The sequence below is a fragment of the Algoriphagus sp. genome (assembly GCF_046296635.1).
Taxonomy (GTDB): Bacteria; Bacteroidota; Bacteroidia; order Cytophagales; family Cyclobacteriaceae; genus Algoriphagus.
Genome location: NZ_JBKBKZ010000001.1, coordinates 350,929 through 368,134, shown reverse-complemented (window position 1 = coordinate 368,134; position 17,206 = coordinate 350,929). Strand labels below are relative to the sequence as shown.

Annotated in this window: 19 protein-coding genes; 12 read left to right on the top strand and 7 right to left on the bottom strand. The window is 40.2% G+C overall.

The genetic code is table 11. The annotated features are described in order from the left end of the window. Window positions 1-36: 36 nt before the first annotated feature. Window positions 37-885 (bottom strand): glutamate--tRNA ligase family protein, encoded by an 849-nt coding sequence (locus tag ACK4HU_RS01655; protein WP_409803093.1) that lies wholly within the window; start codon window positions 883-885, stop codon window positions 37-39. A gap of 147 nt (window positions 886-1,032) precedes the next feature. Here ACK4HU_RS01655 and ACK4HU_RS01650 point away from each other — a divergent pair, with 147 nt between their 5' ends. Both ACK4HU_RS01650 and ACK4HU_RS01645 read left to right on the top strand, forming a co-directional pair. After that, complete coding sequence (locus tag ACK4HU_RS01650; RefSeq protein WP_409803092.1) at window positions 1,033-1,713, top strand: DUF6624 domain-containing protein; 681 nt, start codon at window positions 1,033-1,035, stop codon at window positions 1,711-1,713. Window positions 1,714-1,807: 94 nt separating this feature from the next. Next, window positions 1,808-2,539, top strand: a complete 732-nt coding sequence (locus ACK4HU_RS01645; RefSeq protein WP_409803091.1) for a hypothetical protein — start codon at window positions 1,808-1,810, stop codon at window positions 2,537-2,539. Here ACK4HU_RS01645 and ACK4HU_RS01640 read toward each other — a convergent pair. Next, window positions 2,536-3,042, bottom strand: coding sequence for a DUF4442 domain-containing protein (locus ACK4HU_RS01640; protein ID WP_409803090.1), 507 nt, complete (start codon window positions 3,040-3,042; stop codon window positions 2,536-2,538). The two genes, ACK4HU_RS01645 and ACK4HU_RS01640, sit on opposite strands and share 4 nt — an antisense overlap. Window positions 3,043-3,136: 94 nt before the next feature. Here ACK4HU_RS01640 and ACK4HU_RS01635 point away from each other — a divergent pair, with 94 nt between their 5' ends. The 3 genes from ACK4HU_RS01635 to ACK4HU_RS01625 all read left to right on the top strand — a co-directional run bounded on the left by ACK4HU_RS01635 (window position 3,137) and on the right by ACK4HU_RS01625 (window position 4,732). After that, window positions 3,137-3,925 carry a M48 family metallopeptidase gene (locus tag ACK4HU_RS01635; protein WP_409803089.1) on the top strand — a complete coding sequence of 263 codons (789 nt, stop codon included), beginning with the start codon at window positions 3,137-3,139 and terminating at the stop codon, window positions 3,923-3,925. Window positions 3,926-4,082: 157 nt separating this feature from the next. Continuing rightward, the gene (locus ACK4HU_RS01630) at window positions 4,083-4,319 is read left to right on the top strand and encodes a hypothetical protein (RefSeq protein WP_409803088.1); all 237 of its coding nucleotides are present in this window, start codon (window positions 4,083-4,085) and stop codon (window positions 4,317-4,319) included. Beyond that, the gene (locus ACK4HU_RS01625; RefSeq protein WP_409803087.1) at window positions 4,316-4,732 is read left to right on the top strand and encodes a putative toxin-antitoxin system toxin component, PIN family; all 417 of its coding nucleotides are present in this window, start codon (window positions 4,316-4,318) and stop codon (window positions 4,730-4,732) included. The genes ACK4HU_RS01630 and ACK4HU_RS01625 overlap by 4 nt, the downstream gene beginning before the upstream one ends. An 85-nt stretch (window positions 4,733-4,817) precedes the next feature. Here ACK4HU_RS01625 and ACK4HU_RS01620 read toward each other — a convergent pair whose 3' ends face one another. Continuing rightward, complete coding sequence (locus tag ACK4HU_RS01620; protein WP_409803086.1) at window positions 4,818-5,624, bottom strand: exonuclease domain-containing protein; 807 nt, start codon at window positions 5,622-5,624, stop codon at window positions 4,818-4,820. A gap of 208 nt (window positions 5,625-5,832) precedes the next feature. After that, on the bottom strand, window positions 5,833-7,188 hold the full coding sequence (murC, locus tag ACK4HU_RS01615) for a UDP-N-acetylmuramate--L-alanine ligase (RefSeq protein ID WP_409803085.1): 1,356 nt from the start codon (window positions 7,186-7,188) through the stop codon (window positions 5,833-5,835). Between the two features lie 134 nt (window positions 7,189-7,322). Here murC and ACK4HU_RS01610 point away from each other — a divergent pair, with 134 nt between their 5' ends. The 3 genes from ACK4HU_RS01610 to ACK4HU_RS01600 all read left to right on the top strand — a co-directional run bounded on the left by ACK4HU_RS01610 (window position 7,323) and on the right by ACK4HU_RS01600 (window position 10,696). After that, on the top strand, window positions 7,323-8,015 hold the full coding sequence (locus ACK4HU_RS01610) for a hypothetical protein (protein WP_409803084.1): 693 nt from the start codon (window positions 7,323-7,325) through the stop codon (window positions 8,013-8,015). Between the two features lie 89 nt (window positions 8,016-8,104). Then, complete coding sequence (gene dnaB, locus ACK4HU_RS01605; RefSeq protein ID WP_409803083.1) at window positions 8,105-9,691, top strand: replicative DNA helicase; 1,587 nt, start codon at window positions 8,105-8,107, stop codon at window positions 9,689-9,691. 6 nt (window positions 9,692-9,697) lie between these two features. Beyond that, window positions 9,698-10,696: a zinc-binding dehydrogenase gene (locus ACK4HU_RS01600; protein WP_409803082.1), complete on the top strand. Its 999-nt coding sequence runs from the start codon at window positions 9,698-9,700 to the stop codon at window positions 10,694-10,696. Here ACK4HU_RS01600 and ACK4HU_RS01595 read toward each other — a convergent pair. Both ACK4HU_RS01595 and ACK4HU_RS01590 read right to left on the bottom strand, forming a co-directional pair. After that, window positions 10,686-11,177: a hypothetical protein gene (locus ACK4HU_RS01595; RefSeq protein WP_409803081.1), complete on the bottom strand. Its 492-nt coding sequence runs from the start codon at window positions 11,175-11,177 to the stop codon at window positions 10,686-10,688. The two genes, ACK4HU_RS01600 and ACK4HU_RS01595, sit on opposite strands and share 11 nt — an antisense overlap. A 98-nt stretch (window positions 11,178-11,275) precedes the next feature. Continuing rightward, on the bottom strand, window positions 11,276-11,608 hold the full coding sequence (locus ACK4HU_RS01590) for a tetratricopeptide repeat protein (RefSeq protein WP_409803080.1): 333 nt from the start codon (window positions 11,606-11,608) through the stop codon (window positions 11,276-11,278). A 72-nt stretch (window positions 11,609-11,680) separates the two neighbouring features. Here ACK4HU_RS01590 and ACK4HU_RS01585 point away from each other — a divergent pair, with 72 nt between their 5' ends. The 4 genes from ACK4HU_RS01585 to ACK4HU_RS01570 all read left to right on the top strand — a co-directional run bounded on the left by ACK4HU_RS01585 (window position 11,681) and on the right by ACK4HU_RS01570 (window position 15,396). Beyond that, a complete protein-coding gene (locus ACK4HU_RS01585; protein WP_409803079.1) occupies window positions 11,681-12,418 on the top strand; it encodes an electron transfer flavoprotein subunit beta/FixA family protein in 738 nt (245 codons plus the stop codon). 35 nt (window positions 12,419-12,453) lie between these two features. Then, window positions 12,454-13,422 (top strand): electron transfer flavoprotein subunit alpha/FixB family protein, encoded by a 969-nt coding sequence (locus ACK4HU_RS01580; RefSeq protein WP_409803078.1) that lies wholly within the window; start codon window positions 12,454-12,456, stop codon window positions 13,420-13,422. 5 nt (window positions 13,423-13,427) lie between these two features. Next, window positions 13,428-14,027: a bifunctional nuclease domain-containing protein gene (locus tag ACK4HU_RS01575; protein ID WP_409803077.1), complete on the top strand. Its 600-nt coding sequence runs from the start codon at window positions 13,428-13,430 to the stop codon at window positions 14,025-14,027. 85 nt (window positions 14,028-14,112) lie between these two features. Next, on the top strand, window positions 14,113-15,396 hold the full coding sequence (locus ACK4HU_RS01570; protein WP_409803076.1) for a NupC/NupG family nucleoside CNT transporter: 1,284 nt from the start codon (window positions 14,113-14,115) through the stop codon (window positions 15,394-15,396). Between the two features lie 225 nt (window positions 15,397-15,621). Here ACK4HU_RS01570 and ACK4HU_RS01565 read toward each other — a convergent pair whose 3' ends face one another. Beyond that, on the bottom strand, window positions 15,622-17,085 hold the full coding sequence (locus ACK4HU_RS01565; RefSeq protein WP_409803075.1) for a M28 family peptidase: 1,464 nt from the start codon (window positions 17,083-17,085) through the stop codon (window positions 15,622-15,624). Window positions 17,086-17,206 lie beyond the last annotated feature (121 nt).

Genomic DNA, 17,206 nt, shown 5'->3' with positions numbered 1-17,206 from the left:
GTAACATTAAGTTGCCTAGAATATGCATGATAAAAATCAATTTTGAAAATCATTTTCAGGATTCAAACGTGTAGGAATCATATTTTGGATGTCGGCTAAAGTTTTTCCTGCCTTCCTCAGAAATTGAATTGATGTTGACCCCGCTGATTTGGAAAGTTTTTCTTGACTTGGACTTTTAATCAAAGAATGGTGATGAAAGGTGATTTCTTTAAATTTTTCAGCTCCTAGATTTCTTGCCAAATCCATTTGGGCTAAAGTAGAAGGAAATAAATCATTACCTCTAATAATCAAATCAACTCCAAAATAAAGATCATCTACTAGGGAAGTAAGTTGATATGCTGGCAAACCGTCCTTTTTTCGAACCATGTAAAACATCGAATCTTGCTGAATCAAACTAGATTTCCGTTGCTTTGGATATTCTATATAATGAAGAAAATCAGATTCAGCGGTATCGATTCGCCATACTACTTCAGGTTTGTCATAAGGAAGTCTACGTTCCATGCATTGTCCTAAATAATATCCCGAAGGATCGAGCTGCTGGATTTTTTTTCGTGAGCAGTCACAGGCAAAAAGTTTCCCTGTGGACTTTAATTGGTCGAGAGCGGCCCTGTACTTATCCATTCGGTGGACTTGAGACCATTCATTTTCAAACTCCTGCACATTTTTTGGCCCGAGGTCAATTTTGATTTCAAAAAAATCCAACGTGTCAAATATGTCCTGCACATACTCCGGACGATATCGTTCTCTATCCAAATCATCAATTCGAAGTAAGATTTTGGCTCCATGTTTTTCGGCGAGCGCTTTGGTTTTCAAAAAAGAAAAAGCATTTCCCAAATGCAAAAATCCGCTTGGAGTAGGGGCGATACGGGTCAAATTGAAATTCATGCTTTAAAGGTACAAGATTAGGCAATCATCGTTTTTATGAAAATGAATTTGTCTTAATCTTCTTTAACAGCAGAAATTTTATCCAATTGGATTCAAGGAATACATTTGAGATATCAAGCTGAATTAAAAGCAAGCAAGCAAAACAAAATGAAATCAGTAGTTGGATTATTACTCTTTGTGGTATTAGTTTTTGGATGTAAATCCAATGCAAAAGACGATAGAATAGCCGAAAAAAAGGTGGAATTCAACCAAGGCCTTACATCTGAGCTGAAAGAAATGGCCGAAATTGATCAGGTTGCAGCCAATATTCCAGAAGGAAAATACAAAGAATGGTCAGTCGAAAAGTGGAATAATTTCAAGGATAGTGTTTTTGTAAATAATCAGATTCGGATCGAACAGATTTTCAATGAGTTTGGGTTCGTCGGATTTGATCTGGCGGGCGAAGAAGGCTCCACACATTTTTGGCTAATAGTCCAGCATTCTGATCATAATCCTGATTTTCAGAAAAGGGTTTTGGAGAAAATGAAAATGGAAGTTGAAAAGGAAAATGCAAATCCAAGTAGCTATGGACTTTTGGTTGACCGAGTCAAGATTAATACCGGTGAAAAGCAAATTTATGGCACTCAGGTTTCCTACAATTTTGAAACAGGTCAGGCTTATTCTGGAAATTTATTGGATAGTTTGACAGTTAACGAACGAAGAAAATCGATAGGTCTTCCCCCATTGGAGGAGTATCTCAATCAAATGACAGAGATGCATTTCGAAATGAACAAATTGTACTTTTTGGATAAAGGAATATCAAAACCTAAACTTTATAACCTCGAGTAAACTGATTTTGAAATTCAGCGCATAATCTTTGATCGCTAAATTTTGAAACCATGAATCCTCTCAAACGAAAAAGACAAAGAATTCAAAACTTATAATGAAGTTAGTAATCCTCATCGCTTTTAGTTTATTGATCCAATGGAAAGTTGCCGCACAGGCTAGCTACTCAGGCAATGTCCTGGATTCTTATGATAAAAAGTATCTGGAAGGTGTGATTGTTTCCATAAAGAGTAAAGGATCTGTTATGACCAATGCCAGGGGATATTTTTCAATTCAAGGTACGCTGGGCGACACGCTTCGAGTTAGTTTTCCTGGGTTTTATGATCAATTCATACCTCTGGACTCAGAACGATTCATGCTGATTCAGCTTCAGGATAGAGCAAATTTGCTCCCTACATTTCAAGTAGATGCTGAGCCCTACAGATTCAGATTTAAGGATGGCAAACTGGTTTTGGCTGAAGATGAGCCGTTTCAGGAAAAAAGTCTATATCGGAAGGTTAGGACAGAAATTGGTGCCCCGGGAGGAACTCCTGGGATTGCTATTTATGGCGCGATCAGTTATTTCACTAGAAGAAATACCCAACTTAGGCGATATGCTAAGCAGCTGGAATGGCTTGAGCGGCGACAAGGTTACTTGGAGATCATTGACTCAGATTCAATCCGTAATGAATTGATGTCTGAATATAAGTTGGATCGGGAGCAATGGGATCAAATTATTATCCGATTCAATCAATTTCATCTTCAACATGAATTTTTGGATTGGCCGGCAGAGCGAGTCCTCACAAGTCTCAAGGAGTTTATTCGTATTGAGTCTTACTTCATTGACTAGGCTTTTCGCTTAAAGGACCAAGTAACGAAAAACTTTGCCACGGTTTCTTCATTGGTATTCTTCCCCGTTGAAATCATGGTTAATTGAGCAGTTTCTCCGATTTTCATTTGATCGATTAGTTCAAATAATTCTGTTCCCTGATCACAAGAAAAAGTGATCTTGGAATTGGCCTTTTTGGAATATTCGGCACGAAAATCAACTACCAGCATGCTGAATTGACCTTTTCCAGCCAATGCAAATTGACAAAGTGCGCCTGTACTGAGCTCTGCAGCACCAGCCAAAGCTGCGAAATAGATTGATTTGAATGGGTTTTGAGATCTCCAGAAAAAAGGAATCGTGACCTCACATTTTTCTGTGGTCAAGGTCTTGACTTTTAGTCTCCAAAAAACAGCAGATGGCAACTTGACAAGCATCGCAGACCAAAAAATAATTGGATTTGTCATCTTACGCTGATAGTCCAGTGCAGCGGAATTAGGCATAAATATAGAAGGTTGGTTTGTCATGATCTTTGATTTTTGACTAAAATACTAAAATTACTTGGAGTGCTTTAGCTTGGTATTGTTTTTGAATTTGGTATAAAAAAGAAATCAATCATCCATGAAAAAAATTATTTTAGTTTTTGCAGCCGGGCTTTTGGCTTATTCCTGCTCAACAGTCCCATTGACTGGTAGGAGATCACTATCGATGGTGTCTAATGATGAGATTCAGCCGCTGGTCAATGATGAATATAAAAGGGCAGTTTCAGAATCGAAGAATGTCACCGGAACAGCGAATGGACAGGCCGTAGTAAGGGTTGGTCAAAGGATGGCAAAGGCTGTAGAAGCTTATCTAGTTCAGGAAGGATATCAAGATTTGGTAAATGATTTTTCTTGGGAATTCAACTTGCTTGAAAGTGATCAAATTAACGCTTGGTGTATGCCAGGCGGGAAAGTTGCTTTTTATACCGGAATCCTTCCAATAACAAAAGATGAGGCGGGTATTGCTGTTGTAATGGGGCATGAAATTGCCCACGCTGTGGCATCCCATGCCCGAGAGCGCATGTCAAATGGAATGTTGTTGAATGGACTTTTGGGTGGAGCATCTGCTGCAATGGGTCAAAATCCGACGATGATGCAGCAAATCTTGCTTCAGGGCGTGGGTGCAGGATCACAACTTGGAATGTTGAGCTTTTCAAGAAAGCATGAGCTAGAAGCAGATGAGATGGGCCTGATCTTTATGGCGATGGCCGGATATGATCCACGTACGGCACCGGCTTTTTGGCAGAGAATGGCTGCCGCTGGAGGTGGAGCACCGCCTGAATTTCTTTCTACTCACCCAGGTCCAGATCGAAGGATTGAAAGGTTGAATGCCAACATGCCAAAGGCATTGAAGTATTATAAGCCTTGATTGTAATTTATTTTTATGTGTTTATAATTTGAATTTTAAAGGCCATATGGAATCTTCGCCTCTAGCCCCGATAGCCCCTATTGCTATCGGGGGGGCATTCCTCTTTGTGACAACCTTTTCTCATGGGCATTTCAAGCTTTTTAGGTAGATTTAAATTATGGAAAAGATAGATTCCTCAAGCAAATTAACAAATCTTCAAAAAGAGTTATTGAAGGTGTTTAGCATGGATTTGGAAGAAGCTCAATTGATGGAGATTCGATCACTGCTTGCTAATTATTTCGCCGAAAAGGTATCTGATGAAGTAGATCTTCTCTTTAAGGAAAACAAGTGGAATCAGGATAAGATCGAAGAATGGGCTGCTGATCATCCCCGAACTCCCTATCTGAAAAAATGAAAGTGGTGATCGATACAAATGTTTTGTTAAGATCTATTCCTAAGATTTCTTCGTTAAGGCCAATTTTCGATCAAATGATTTCGGGTCAATTCTCAGTTTGTATTTCTGAAAGTATCCTCCAGGAATATCAGGAAGTGATCGGATCAAAAACCTCTCCCACAGTTGGTAAAAATCTAGTGGAATTGTTTTTATCCCTTCAGAATGTAGAATTGATAGATGTTTATTACCAGTGGGGGTTGATAATTAGAGATTGGGACGATAATAAATTTGTTGATTGTGCGCTTGCAGGAAATGCTGACTTTATAGTTAGTGATGACAAACATTTTGAAGTCTTATCCAAAATTGATTTTCCTAAAGTCTTATGCATAGATGCCAATACTTTCCTTAAAAAGATAAACCAGTCCAAGATCTGACTGGTTTATATTATTAGAATTTTTGAAAATTTTTAAAACAGCAGAATTAGGCTCTCTCTAAATGCAAACTGATATCTGAGACTGATCACTTCAAACCAAATCCTCGCAACTTTACTTGCGTCAGTTTCCTTTTGGTATCCAAAGGAAAATCTCCCTTCATCATCCAGTCATAATAGCCCGGTTCTTCTTTTAATGCTTGTTCGATCGTCTTTCCTTTGTGCTTGCCAAAGTTGAAAATCTCCTGTCCTTGAGAATTGAAGACAAATCGACCCGCTAAGTCAACCATTTTTTCATTTACCATGTCATGAATCTTCTTCATGTCATTCTGGAAAATCCCCACCTTATTTCCTTGAAGGTCTTCCATTTCTTCGCCTTGGTAGCGCTCCACCTGAGCTTCAAACACATCCAAAGTAGCAAGTGTGTCAGCCTCAGCACTGTGAGCGTTCTCAAGATTTCTGTTGCAGTAAAATTTATATGCAGCGGTAAGATTTCGTTTCTCCATCATGAAGAAGATCTTCTGGGCATCTAGTAGATTTCGATTTTCTATGTCAAAGTCTATCCCTGATCTCAAAAACTCTTCTACCAAAAGAGGAATGTCATACTTCAGGACATTGAATCCTCCCAAATCAGACTTGCCAATAAAGTTTTGGATATCCTTTGCTAATTCCTTGAATGTAGGTTCATTTTTGACATCCTTGTCATAAATCCCATGAATCAAAGATGCCTCCAAAGGAATCGGGATTCCAGGGTTCACTCTTTTGGTATAGATTTCCCGACCTTGGTCAGGATGCAATTTTACAATTGATATCTCCACGATCCGGTCAGTCCCCACGTTGGTGCCGGTAGCTTCCAGATCAAAAAATGCAATTGAATTTCTAAGGTTAAGTTTCATATGATTATAATTGTTTTTAAGCGGTCATATGGAATCTGCGCATGTTCGATAATCATTCCAGTGTGTGTCGGATACGACATGCTTGATTTCATGTGATTATAATTTGATTTTTAAAGGCCACACCTGCCTGCCGGCAGGCAGGTGGAATCTTCGCATGACAGATAATCATTCCTCTGTGTGTCGCTTTGGGTCATGCTCGATTTCATTTTTAATTGAATTTTGCTTTTAGAGGTTCGAGATCCAGGTTGTCATAGTTTCCCGAACTCATCAAAAGCAGGTTAGTATTGGAATAATTCTGGGCCAAAAGGTACTCTTTTAATGCTTGACTTTCTGTAAAAAGTATTAAATCCGGCCGTTTAAAACCTTCACGCAAGGTGGCTTCATCCATCAGTTCCAGCTTTTTCAAAGCAACTGCATGCGGATTGAGATAGATTATAGCCACATCTGTTTCCTCCATTGAATTCGCATAATTTGGAAGAAATTCTTTATTCAAAGACGAGTAGGTGTGTAGTTCCTGAACGGAAATCAGTCTTCTATCAGGAAACTGATTCTTCACCGCATTGACTGTTGCTTTTAATTTTGAAGGCGCATGCGCAAAATCCCGAAAAAGGATTCCTGTTTTGCCGGAGGCTAAGGTTTCCTGTCTTTTTGCCGCACCTTTAAAAGTTGGGATTGATCGATAGAATTCTGAAGTGGAAATCCCTAATGCACGACAAACTTCCATCGCACCCTGTAGATTTTGAAGGTTGTGGTCTCCAAAGATTCCAATTTCAAGGAGTCCTAAATCCGTTTGGAGAAAAGTTTTCCCACCAATGATTTTGGCTGGATGTGTTCGATATGGAGTTTTAACACCGGTAATACTGGACTTTTCAGCAGCTTCGTTGACCAGTGGATCGACCTCACAGTAGATTAATTCTCCGGATTCCGGTGTTTGATTCATCAGCTTCAGAAACTGATCTTTATATACCTCAAAATCCGGAAAGACATTAAAGTGATCCCAAGCTATGCCGCTTACCAGCGCAATATCATGGCGGTAATGAAAAAACTTGGGTGTTCGGTCCAGTGGGGAGGTCAAATATTCATCTCCTTCGATCACGATTACGGGTGCATCAGAGAGCCTTACCATCAAGTCAAATCCCTCGATTTGAGCCCCAACGAGGTAATCGAAGTCAATGTTTTGATCTTTCAAAACATGAAGAATGATCGATGTGATGGAAGTTTTACCATGCGATCCTGCGATCACTACCCGCTTCTTGTTTTGACTTTGATTAAAGATAAACTCCGGAAAAGAATAAACAGGAATACCCAACTCTTGGGCTTTGATCAATTCAGGATTATCAATGCGTGCATGCATACCCAAAATGATTCCGTCTAGATCAGCCGAAATTTTCTCTGGAAACCAGCCATAGACTGCCGGCAAAATTCCCGCTTTAGCAAGTCGAGTTCGGGAGGGTTCGTAGATTTCATCGTCGGAACCAGAGACTTGATCCCCTTTTTGGACTAGGGCAAGTGCAAGATTGTGCATCACTGCGCCGCCAATAGCGATGAAATGGTATTTTTGCATAAAATTAATTGGAGATTTATTTACTCGCCAAACTTAAAAATAATATGCTGCAGCACCGATTTAAACCTTAATTCATTTCAAGTTTTTCTGAGCGGGAATGTTTGTGCTATTTTCGCAGATGGATTTTTCTAATTATGGTTGATGACAAATATGCCTATTTGACGCTTTCATTACTTTACATGCTTGCCTGGTTGGTGATATTCATCAAAAATCCCTGGAAAAGAGGAATGATTAAAGTTGGGGCAGTGGGAGGAATAATGGGAATGTTAGCGGAGGTTTGGTATTTCCATGATTATTGGAAGCCGCCGACCCTGTTTGGGATTGGGATTATTGGTATTGAGGATTACATTATCGGTTTTGCTCTATTTGGAGTGGGTGGATATATTCATTCATCTTTTACAAGAAGAAAGATTGATTACGATAAGCAGACAAAAGCCAAAAACAAAGATTTCTTCATACTATGGCTGATCGGATGTGCTAGTCTGACAATCTTCAGTCTTATTTTAAAGGTTCACTCAGGATACATCACCTTTTTGACTTTTATGTCATTATCGATCTATATTTGGATTCAAAGACCTGATTTGATCTATTTGTCTATAATCTCTGGGCTTTCTACTTTGTCTATCACCATTATTGTTTATTACATTAATTTTCAAGTACTTTTTCCTCACTTTTGGGATACATATGGGATGCTGGATGAACCTGTTTTGGGCGATAAAGTAATGGGAATTCCACTTTCTGAGATCCTGTGGCATTCAAGTTGGGCGATTCTATGCTCGATGTTTAGAGGGTATAGAAATGGTGTTTATTATAAACAACGGATCTAAAAAGGCTTGAATTTTGCTGAAAATGGGATGTTGATAAGTTTTGTAAAACTTGTTCAAAACTCTTGCCTCCCAGGCAATACATTTGTTCTATGACCGACAATACCAACCAACCTAGAATCACCCGCAAAAAACCCTCATACGATAATCCAACCAATTTTTTGGGGAAAGTTCCTCCACAAGCAGTCGACCTTGAAGAGGCAGTACTTGGTGCATTGATGCTCGAAAAAGATGCATTGACCAATGTGATTGATATTTTGAAGGTTGAGAGTTTCTACAAGGATTCTCATAAAGTCATTTTTCAGGCTATTCTTGATCTTTTCACAGAAAGTCAACCGATTGACTTGTTGACGGTGACTTCACAGCTCCGCAAAAACGGGGCTTTAGAGATTGCTGGAGGCGCTTTTTCAGTTACCGAACTTACCTCAAAAGTTGCCTCTGCGGCCAATATCGAATATCACGCCCGAATCATCACCGAGCAATCGATCAAGCGTGAACTCATAAAAATCTCAGGAGAAATTCAAAAAGAAGCCTTCGAAGATACAACCGACGTTTTTGAACTATTGGACAAAATGGAGCAATCCCTTTTTGAAATTTCTGAGAAGAATATCCGAAAAAATTACTCGGATATGCGCTCAATCATGCGCGAAGCAATCATAGAATTGGAGGCGCGAAAAAATCAAAAAGACGGACTTACCGGTGTTCCATCAGGATTTACCGCTTTGGATAGAGTAACCTCAGGTTGGCAAAAATCAGATTTGGTCATCATCGCAGCCAGACCTGCAATGGGTAAAACGGCCTTCGTCCTTTCTGTCTTGAGAAATGCCGCAGTAGATCATAATAAGCCGGTAGCCATTTTTTCCTTGGAAATGTCCTCGGTTCAGTTGGTCAACCGTCTGATTTCGGCGGAAGCTGAACTTGATTCTGAAAAGATAAAGAAAGGCTCCCTCGCTGATCATGAATGGGCACAATTGGTTCATAAAACAGCAAGGCTTTCCAAAGCCCCACTTTTTGTGGATGATACACCGGCATTGTCTATTCTTGAATTGCGTGCAAAATGCAGGAAACTCAAGGCCCAGCATGATATTCAGATGGTGGTGATTGATTACTTGCAATTGATGTCCGGTGATTCTAAAAATGGAGGTCAAGGAGGAAACCGTGAACAGGAAATTGCAAGTATTTCCAGAGCACTAAAGAAAATTGCAAAGGAACTGAGTATTCCTGTCATCGCACTATCCCAGCTTTCCAGAGCAGTGGAGACAAGAGGCGGAGATAAGAGACCTCAGCTATCCGATCTTCGAGAATCCGGATCTATCGAGCAAGATGCTGATATGGTTATGTTCTTATACCGACCTGAATATTATGGATTTACAGAACAAGATGGACAGCCTACAGCAGGTGTAGGTGAAGTGATCATTGCCAAACACCGTAACGGATCTTTGGAAAATGTCAAACTCCGATTTATCGGTAAATACACCAAGTTTACTGATTTGGATGGTGGTGGAATAAGCTACCCCGCAAATCAAGCAAGCGAACTTGGTTATTCACACAAATTTACTTCAAGTGCCTCTAGTTCAAATTCGTTTGACACCGGCCAAACTATCAAATTGCCAAGTCGGGCTAACGAAGACGATATAGACAGTATTTTTAATGATGATAATGGGCCTGCTGGATTTTAATTAATAATGAAAGGAATAGTTCTTGATCGTAAGTTTGAATCAAAAATCAAGCTTAGCGATGTTTCAAAACCTGAGATCAAGTCTGGCGAGGCTTTAGTTCGAATAAAAGCAGCGGCACTTAATCACCGCGATGAATGGTGTCGTCAGGGGCTTTATCCCAATCTCAGAGACGGTGTCATCCTAGGTTCAGATGGTGCCGGAATAATAGAAAAAGTAAACGACGAAGAGCATGCTTCTTGGCAGGGTAAAGAGGTTATACTCAATCCTGGTTTTAACTGGGGGCAAAACCAAAAAGCGCAGTCTAAGGAATTTAAAATTTTGGGGATGCCTGAAAATGGCACATTTGCGGAGTATTTGGCTATTCCTGTAGATCGATTGCATGAAAAACCCACACATCTAAATTGGGAGGAAGCGGCAGCTTTGCCCTTGGCTGGAGTGACTGCATTTCGGGCTTTGGTTTACCAAGGTGATGTTCAGGCTGGAGATCAAGTGCTCGTGACTGGAATTGGGGGAGGAGTGGCACAGTTTGCAGCACAGTTTGCCAAAGCTAAAGGTGCTATTCTATCCGTAAGCAGTAGCCGGGGAACCAAACTGGAAAAAGCAAAAAATGATGGCGCGGATTTTTTGTTCAATTATACTGAATCAAACTGGACTGAAAAGGCAATTGAAGCCACGGGTGGATTTGATGTAATTATAGACGGAGCAGCGGGAGATACTTTAAATCAATTGATTTCTGTTTGTAAGCCGGGAGGAAAAATTGTTTTTTATGGAGCCACTATGGGAAATCCAGGAAAAATAGAAGCGAGAAAGGTATTTTGGAATCAGTTGAAAATCATGGGTTCTACATTAGGCTCTGATCAGGATTTTTTGAATATGCTAGCTTTGGTCAAGGAAAAAGAAATTAAACCTGTGATCGATCAGGTTTTCAGTTTAGCTGATGCTGAAAAGGCGTTTGACCGAATGAAGGCTGGGGATCAATTGGGGAAAATTGTCCTTATTCCTTGATGGCCTCGTATGTTTCGAGGAATTCTTTTCTGGCAACTCGGTAGATCTCGCTTTTTTCTAAGGAAATAACTAAGAAATCTCCTGGCTTTACGACGATAGATTCCTTCCATGGAGCCTGAAATTCCATCACTGTCTCAGCTCCAAAATTTGCTAAATCGGATTCTGTTACCTTAATCGCAAATATTTCTCCTTTGGGACGATAACAGCCCCATCCATTGCCTAGGGAATCTTTCAGTGTATATTTCTTTTCAAAAACATCAGCCTTGATAAGATATTTTTCATGAGCTGAGGTTTGGTTTTCAACCAACCAATCACCTTTTTCGGCGGTATTTATCGTTTCAACTCCGTCACTGGTTAAAGTCACTACTACTAAACCTGGTTCGGCTTTTTTGGCACGAATTAAGCTTTTCTTTTTATAGCGCTTTCCCTGAGTTTCGATCAAAGGTAAAAAATGTAGAAGCATTTCTTTCTGAGTGATCATATTAGGAGAAGTTCTAGTGGTTAATGAAGTATCTTCAAAGAAAGAAAATGATTTGGATTTGTTTCCTGATTTTCTGACAAAAGCATTCAAAAAAATTCTTAATCCATATCATTTTCATAAAGAAAATTTTGAAAAGCGTTTTGAAGTTCTTTTTGGGCCTTTTGATCACCTTGACTTTTGGCAGTAAAGATTCCTTTTTCGAATATTTCCTTTGCTTTTCCAATTTGACCTAACTCAAAAAAGAAATGTGCAGAAGGAAAGTAAACAGGAAGGTAATCCGGATGGTTAAGTAAAAGAAAATCAAACAAATTAATGCTTTCATTAGGATCTATTTCTCTGATTTCCAGAGCTAAAGCATAGTAATTAAAAGGGTTCTTAGGTTCTTCTTTAATAAATTCTCTAAGAAGTCGAAGCCTTTCCAAATTGCTCATGAATAGTTTTTTTATTGAAGGTAGCCTGTTATTTTCACGCAAATAAATTTAATATAACCTAACTCTAAACCAATGAAGATTCTTGTTTGTATCACACACGTACCGGATACGACTTCCAAGATTCAGTTTACTGCCAATAACACCAAATTTGATTCCACTGGGGTGCAATTCATCATCGGTCCCTATGATGATTATGCATTGGCCAGAGCTGTAGAGCTAAGAGATCAAACTGGCGGCACCTTAACCGCGATCAATGTCGGAGAGGCTGAAACTGAACCGACTTTAAGAAAATCTCTCGCAATCGGCGCTGATGATGCGATTCGGGTGAATTCATTTCCTAAGGATTCATTTTTTGTTGCCAAACAAATCGCTCATTATGCCAAGGAAGGTGGATATGATCTGATCCTTATGGGTCGTGAGTCGATTGATTTCAATGGAGGAATGGTTCATGGCATGGTTGGTGAATTACTGGGAATGCCGTCCTTCTCTCCTGTTATGAAGCTAGAAGTAGAAGGCACCACTGTGAAAATGGCTCGTGAAATTGAGGGTGGTAAGGAAATGCTTGAAGCAAAACTTCCATTAATTGCCGGATGTCAGGAACCTATCGCAGAATGGAAAATCCCAAATATGCGCGGAATCATGTCGGCTCGTACCAAACCTCTGAAAGTGGTGGAACCTGTATCTGACGAAACCCAGGCCGAGGCGAGTAGCTATCAACTTCCTCCTGCCAAAGGTTCGGTGAAGCTCATAGATAAGGACAATGTCACCGAACTGGTGAGATTACTTAAAAATGAAGCAAAAGTACTTTAATCAATTATTTATAAAATTCTTTATTTCAAGATATTATGTCAATTCTAGTATATATAGAGCATGCTGAGGGAAAGGTGAAAAAGACCAGCTTGGAGGCTGTATCTTTTGCAAACGCCCTGGCTGCTCAAACAGGTGAAGGGGATGTGGTTGCAGTAGCTTTGGGAACAATAGCCAGTGCAGAATTAGCGATCGCAGGAAAAGCCGGAGCCAGCAAAGTATTACATGCGGACGATTCCAGACTGACTGATGGAGTCATTCAAGCTCATGCCACGGCCGTAGCTCAGGCATTCGCAACCGTTGGTGCGAAGACTTTGGTGTTAGCGAAGTCTTCTCTCGGTGATGCAGTGGCGGCAAGATTAGCGATTAAGCTTAATGCTGGATTGGTATCCAATGTGGTCGAGCTTCCAACTACCTCCGGTGGGTATGTAGTAAGAAGAAGTATTTATACCGGCAAAGCTTTCGCGGAAACCACCATCACTACAGAAAACAAAATCTTAGCGGTAAAGAAAAATGCAGTGGATTTGAAAACCGACGGAAATGAGGCCACTGTAGAAAAATTGGCAGTTGATCTTTCAGATTCTGATTTTGCTTCCAAAATCACGAATACAGAGCGTGCTACCGGTGATATTTTACTTCCTGAAGCGGATATAGTAGTGTCAGGTGGTCGTGGCTTAAAAGGTCCTGAGAACTGGGGAATGATCGAAGACTTGGCCAAAGTTCTAGGTGCTGCGACAGGTTGTTCCAAGCCAGTTTCGGATATTGGATGGAGACCTCATCATGAGCACGTTGGTCAGACTGGAGTAAAAGTTGCTCCTACTTTATATGTTGCAGTAGGAATTTCAGGCGCTATTCAACATCTTGCAGGGGTTAATTCCTCGAAGTGCATAGTGGTGATAAACAAAGATCCCGAGGCGCCATTTTTCAAAGCGGCTGATTACGGAATTGTTGGAGATGCTTTTGAGGTTGTACCCAAACTAACTGAAGCACTAAAAGCTGAACTTTAATTTTTGTGGAAAAACTTGTAGAACTGGAAATATTAGGATTGTCGTCCAACCACTCTCAATCAGGATCATTTACTTTGGTCATGGGAGAGGTGGAAGGAAGTAGGAGATTACCCATCGTGATTGGAATGTTTGAGGCTCAAGCTATAGCAATTGAGATCGAAAAAATTATTCCCAATCGACCTATGACTCATGATCTTTTCAGATCTTTTGCTGAGAGTTTTAAATTTAAAATTGAAAAAATTGTTATTTCTGATATGAAGGAAGGTGTATTCTACGCCAAAATTCATTGTAATAGTAACAGTACTCTAGTGGAAATTGACAGTCGTCCCTCTGATGCCATTGCAATTGCAGTGAGATTTTCATCTCAAATTTTCTGTGCCGAAAAGGTGATGTCTGAGGCTGCAATTGAATTTACAGAAGAAGACAAAAGGGAAGAAAGTAAAAAGGAAATCAAACCTGAACCACAAAAAGTAGCGGCGAAAAAAGAAGGCTCTCTCAAGGATTTTAGTTTGGACAAGCTTAACCAACTTTTGGAGAAGGCAATAAATAACGAAGATTATGAACGAGCAGCCCGAATCAGGGACGAAATAAACAAGAGAAACTAATTGATTTAAAGCCCGGAGTTATTCGGGCTTTTTTCTTGTATTGGTTTGGCCTATTTTTAACGCTTCGTTTACTTAACTGGATTTCATGGATTATTTGAGAGGAGCCTTTGGATTGGCGGTTATCGTATTGATAGCTTTTATTTTTTCAAGTGATAAAAAGAAGATCGACTGGCGGCTCGTTTTAATTGGGATCACGCTTCAACTCGTCTTTGGTTTTTTGATTACAAAAGTTGAGATCGTCCGGGCAGGTTTTGAATTGCTCTCCCAAGGATTTGTGAAATTTTTAAGTTTTAGTGAGGCTGGAGCAAGTTTTATTTTTGGCGATTTAGCTGGAGATAGTTTCGGTTTCATATTTGCCTTTAAGGTACTTCCTACGATCATCTTCTTTTCGACAGTGTCTTCTGGCTTGTATTACTTGGGCATTCTCCAGAAAATCGTATTTGGCATTGCATGGGTCATGGCGCGAACGATGCGACTATCCGGACCCGAATCACTCTCTGCTGCCGGAAATATATTTTTAGGGCAGACAGAAGCTCCTTTACTCGTAAGGCCATTCATTCCTACCATGAGTAAATCTGAACTGATGTGCTTGATGACCGGTGGTATGGCGACTATTGCAGGAGGGGTCTTAGCGGGATATGTTGCATTTTTGGGTGGAGATAGCTTGGAGGAACAAAGTAAATTTGCTGCATACCTATTAGGTGCAAGTATTATGAACGCACCGGCTGCTATAGTTTTATCAAAGATTTTTATCCCAGAAACAGAAAAAGAAGTCAAGCAAGACAGGCTTGAGGTGAACGAGGAAGCTATGGGAGTCAATCTCATCGATGCAATGTCGATTGGCGCAGCAGAAGGGCTAAAACTCGCCTTAAACGTGGGAGGGATGCTCTTGGCATTTATTGCAGTAATTGCAGCGATTAACTTTGGTCTAAGTGGATTGATTGGGGAATACACCGGTTTGAATGCTTTAGTTGAAAGTTCAACCAATGGTCAGTTTAAAGGCTTTTCATTGGAATATATTTTTGGACAGATGTTCCGAATCTTTGCTTGGGTAATTGGAGTGGAATGGGGAGATACCCTTCAAGTTGGAAGTCTTTTGGGTCAAAAAACTGTGATCAATGAATTTGTGGCGTATTTAAGTTTGGCTGATATGAAAGAGGCGGGTTCGCTCAGCACCAAATCCGTGGTCATCGCTACTTATGCCCTCTGTGGGTTTTCCAACTTCAGTTCAATTGCCATCCAATTGGGAGGAATATCGATCATTGCTCCAAATCAGCAAGGAAACTTGAGCAGACTTGGGTTCAAATCTTTGGCTGCGGCTTCCTTGGCTTGCATGATGACTGCTACGATTGCGGGAATGCTTTTTTGAGAGTATCTAGTATCTAGTATCTGGTATCAAGATTTAGAAAAGAAGCAAGATTCAAGATGCAAGACATAAGATTTAAGACTCAAGATCAAAGGTTATAAATACAAGATCTAGATGAAAGAAATCAAATATCACTTTCAAAAAGTAAAGATCTGAAAAACAAAAAGTCCGATTTTGAACTGAAATCGGTCTTTTGTCTTATATCTAATGTCTTATGTCTAAGAAAAACTACTTTCCTCCATAAAGTTCTTTACCCACTTCCTCATATTTATCACCGGCAACCCAAACTGGTCTTTGAATCCAGTTTGCGATTTTTTGAGCGGAGAGGATATATGACTTCCAATACAATTGTGCGTAATCCAAATCAAAATTATCTACATGGTCTCCGGGCTTATGGTAGTATTTATTGATCTCATCATCAAATGCTGTAAAACCTAAAGAGAAGGTCGGGGCAGGAATTCCTTTTCGTGCAAAATTCACATTGTCCGATCTATCATACAATCCTTGCTCTGGAGATGGATCCGCAACTGCTTTTATTCCAAATTCAGCCACTGCCTCTTCCAACAGGAAATCAGCGCTTGTTCTTCCAAGTCCAATTACAGTAATGATGGAGGTATCATTGTATCCTCCGTTGTCAATATTCAGATTATAAACAATTTGATTCAAAGGAATCAATGGATTGTTTGCAAAATAACCGCTTCCCAAAAGTCCCTTTTCTTCAGCAGTCCAAAGAGCAATCAGGATGGATCGTTTCGGAGGGTTTTTGGCAAAGTATTTAGCCGCATTCATCACTGCCACTGTTCCAACAGCGTTGTCTCGAGCACCATTGTAGATTGAATCTCCTTTGGCATCCGGAGTGCCCACACCCACATGGTCATAGTGTGCGGAAAGCATAATGAATTCTTTCTTTAACTCTGGGTCAGTTCCTTCGATCCATGCAATGACGTTTTTACCTTCAATTGGAATATTTACTTTTCCATCCACAGCAACTTCGGCCGATTTAAGCTTATCACCTTTCATTTGATTCTTCACGTCCTCAATCCACACGTATGGAAGATCACTTGCTGATCCCTGATCAACACTTAGTTGGGTTCGGTTCAAAAACCCGGAAACCAGCTGCCAAGGAATTGAAGGAACATTAAAGCGCTCAATTAATGCAATAGCACCTGCTTCTTGGGCTCTCAATGTTTTACCTCGACCTTCGGAAAACAATTCGTTCGGAGTTAACTTATTGGGTGCCCCTGCGTTGGCTACAGCAATTTTGCCTTTCAGATCTTTGCCTGCAAAATCTGCCTCAAGACCATAACCAACATCAACAAGTTCATAAGTCCCCGAAAATGATTTCCCATCCAATACCAGCATGTTTTGACCTTGGGTGAAAACCGAATTACCGATTTTGATCGTGCCCGACTTTGGGGGAGCCGAAAGTTTAAAAGGAATATTTTGGTAGAAACCATCAGCACCCGCGACAGGAGTGGCTCCGGCAGCTTTAAGCTGATCAGCGATAAAGGTATAAGCAAGCTTCATCTCTGGTCTTGCTGGATCGCGACCCATCAATTCATCAGAAGCTAGATAAGTGAATTCTGCTATGGCAGCTTTACCGTCAAATTTTTTCTCGATGTCCTGCTTTTGAGCATAGGAAAATGATCCAGCAGCCAGCAAAAGGCTCAGAGTTATTGTTGATTTTTTCATCTGTTTTTAATTGATTTCTTATGGTCAGATGGAATCTCGCATTATGAGTATTTATAGCTCAATTTATTTAAGGGATCATGCTCGATTTCATAGGGTAATTAAATAGTGGGTGAAAAATAGC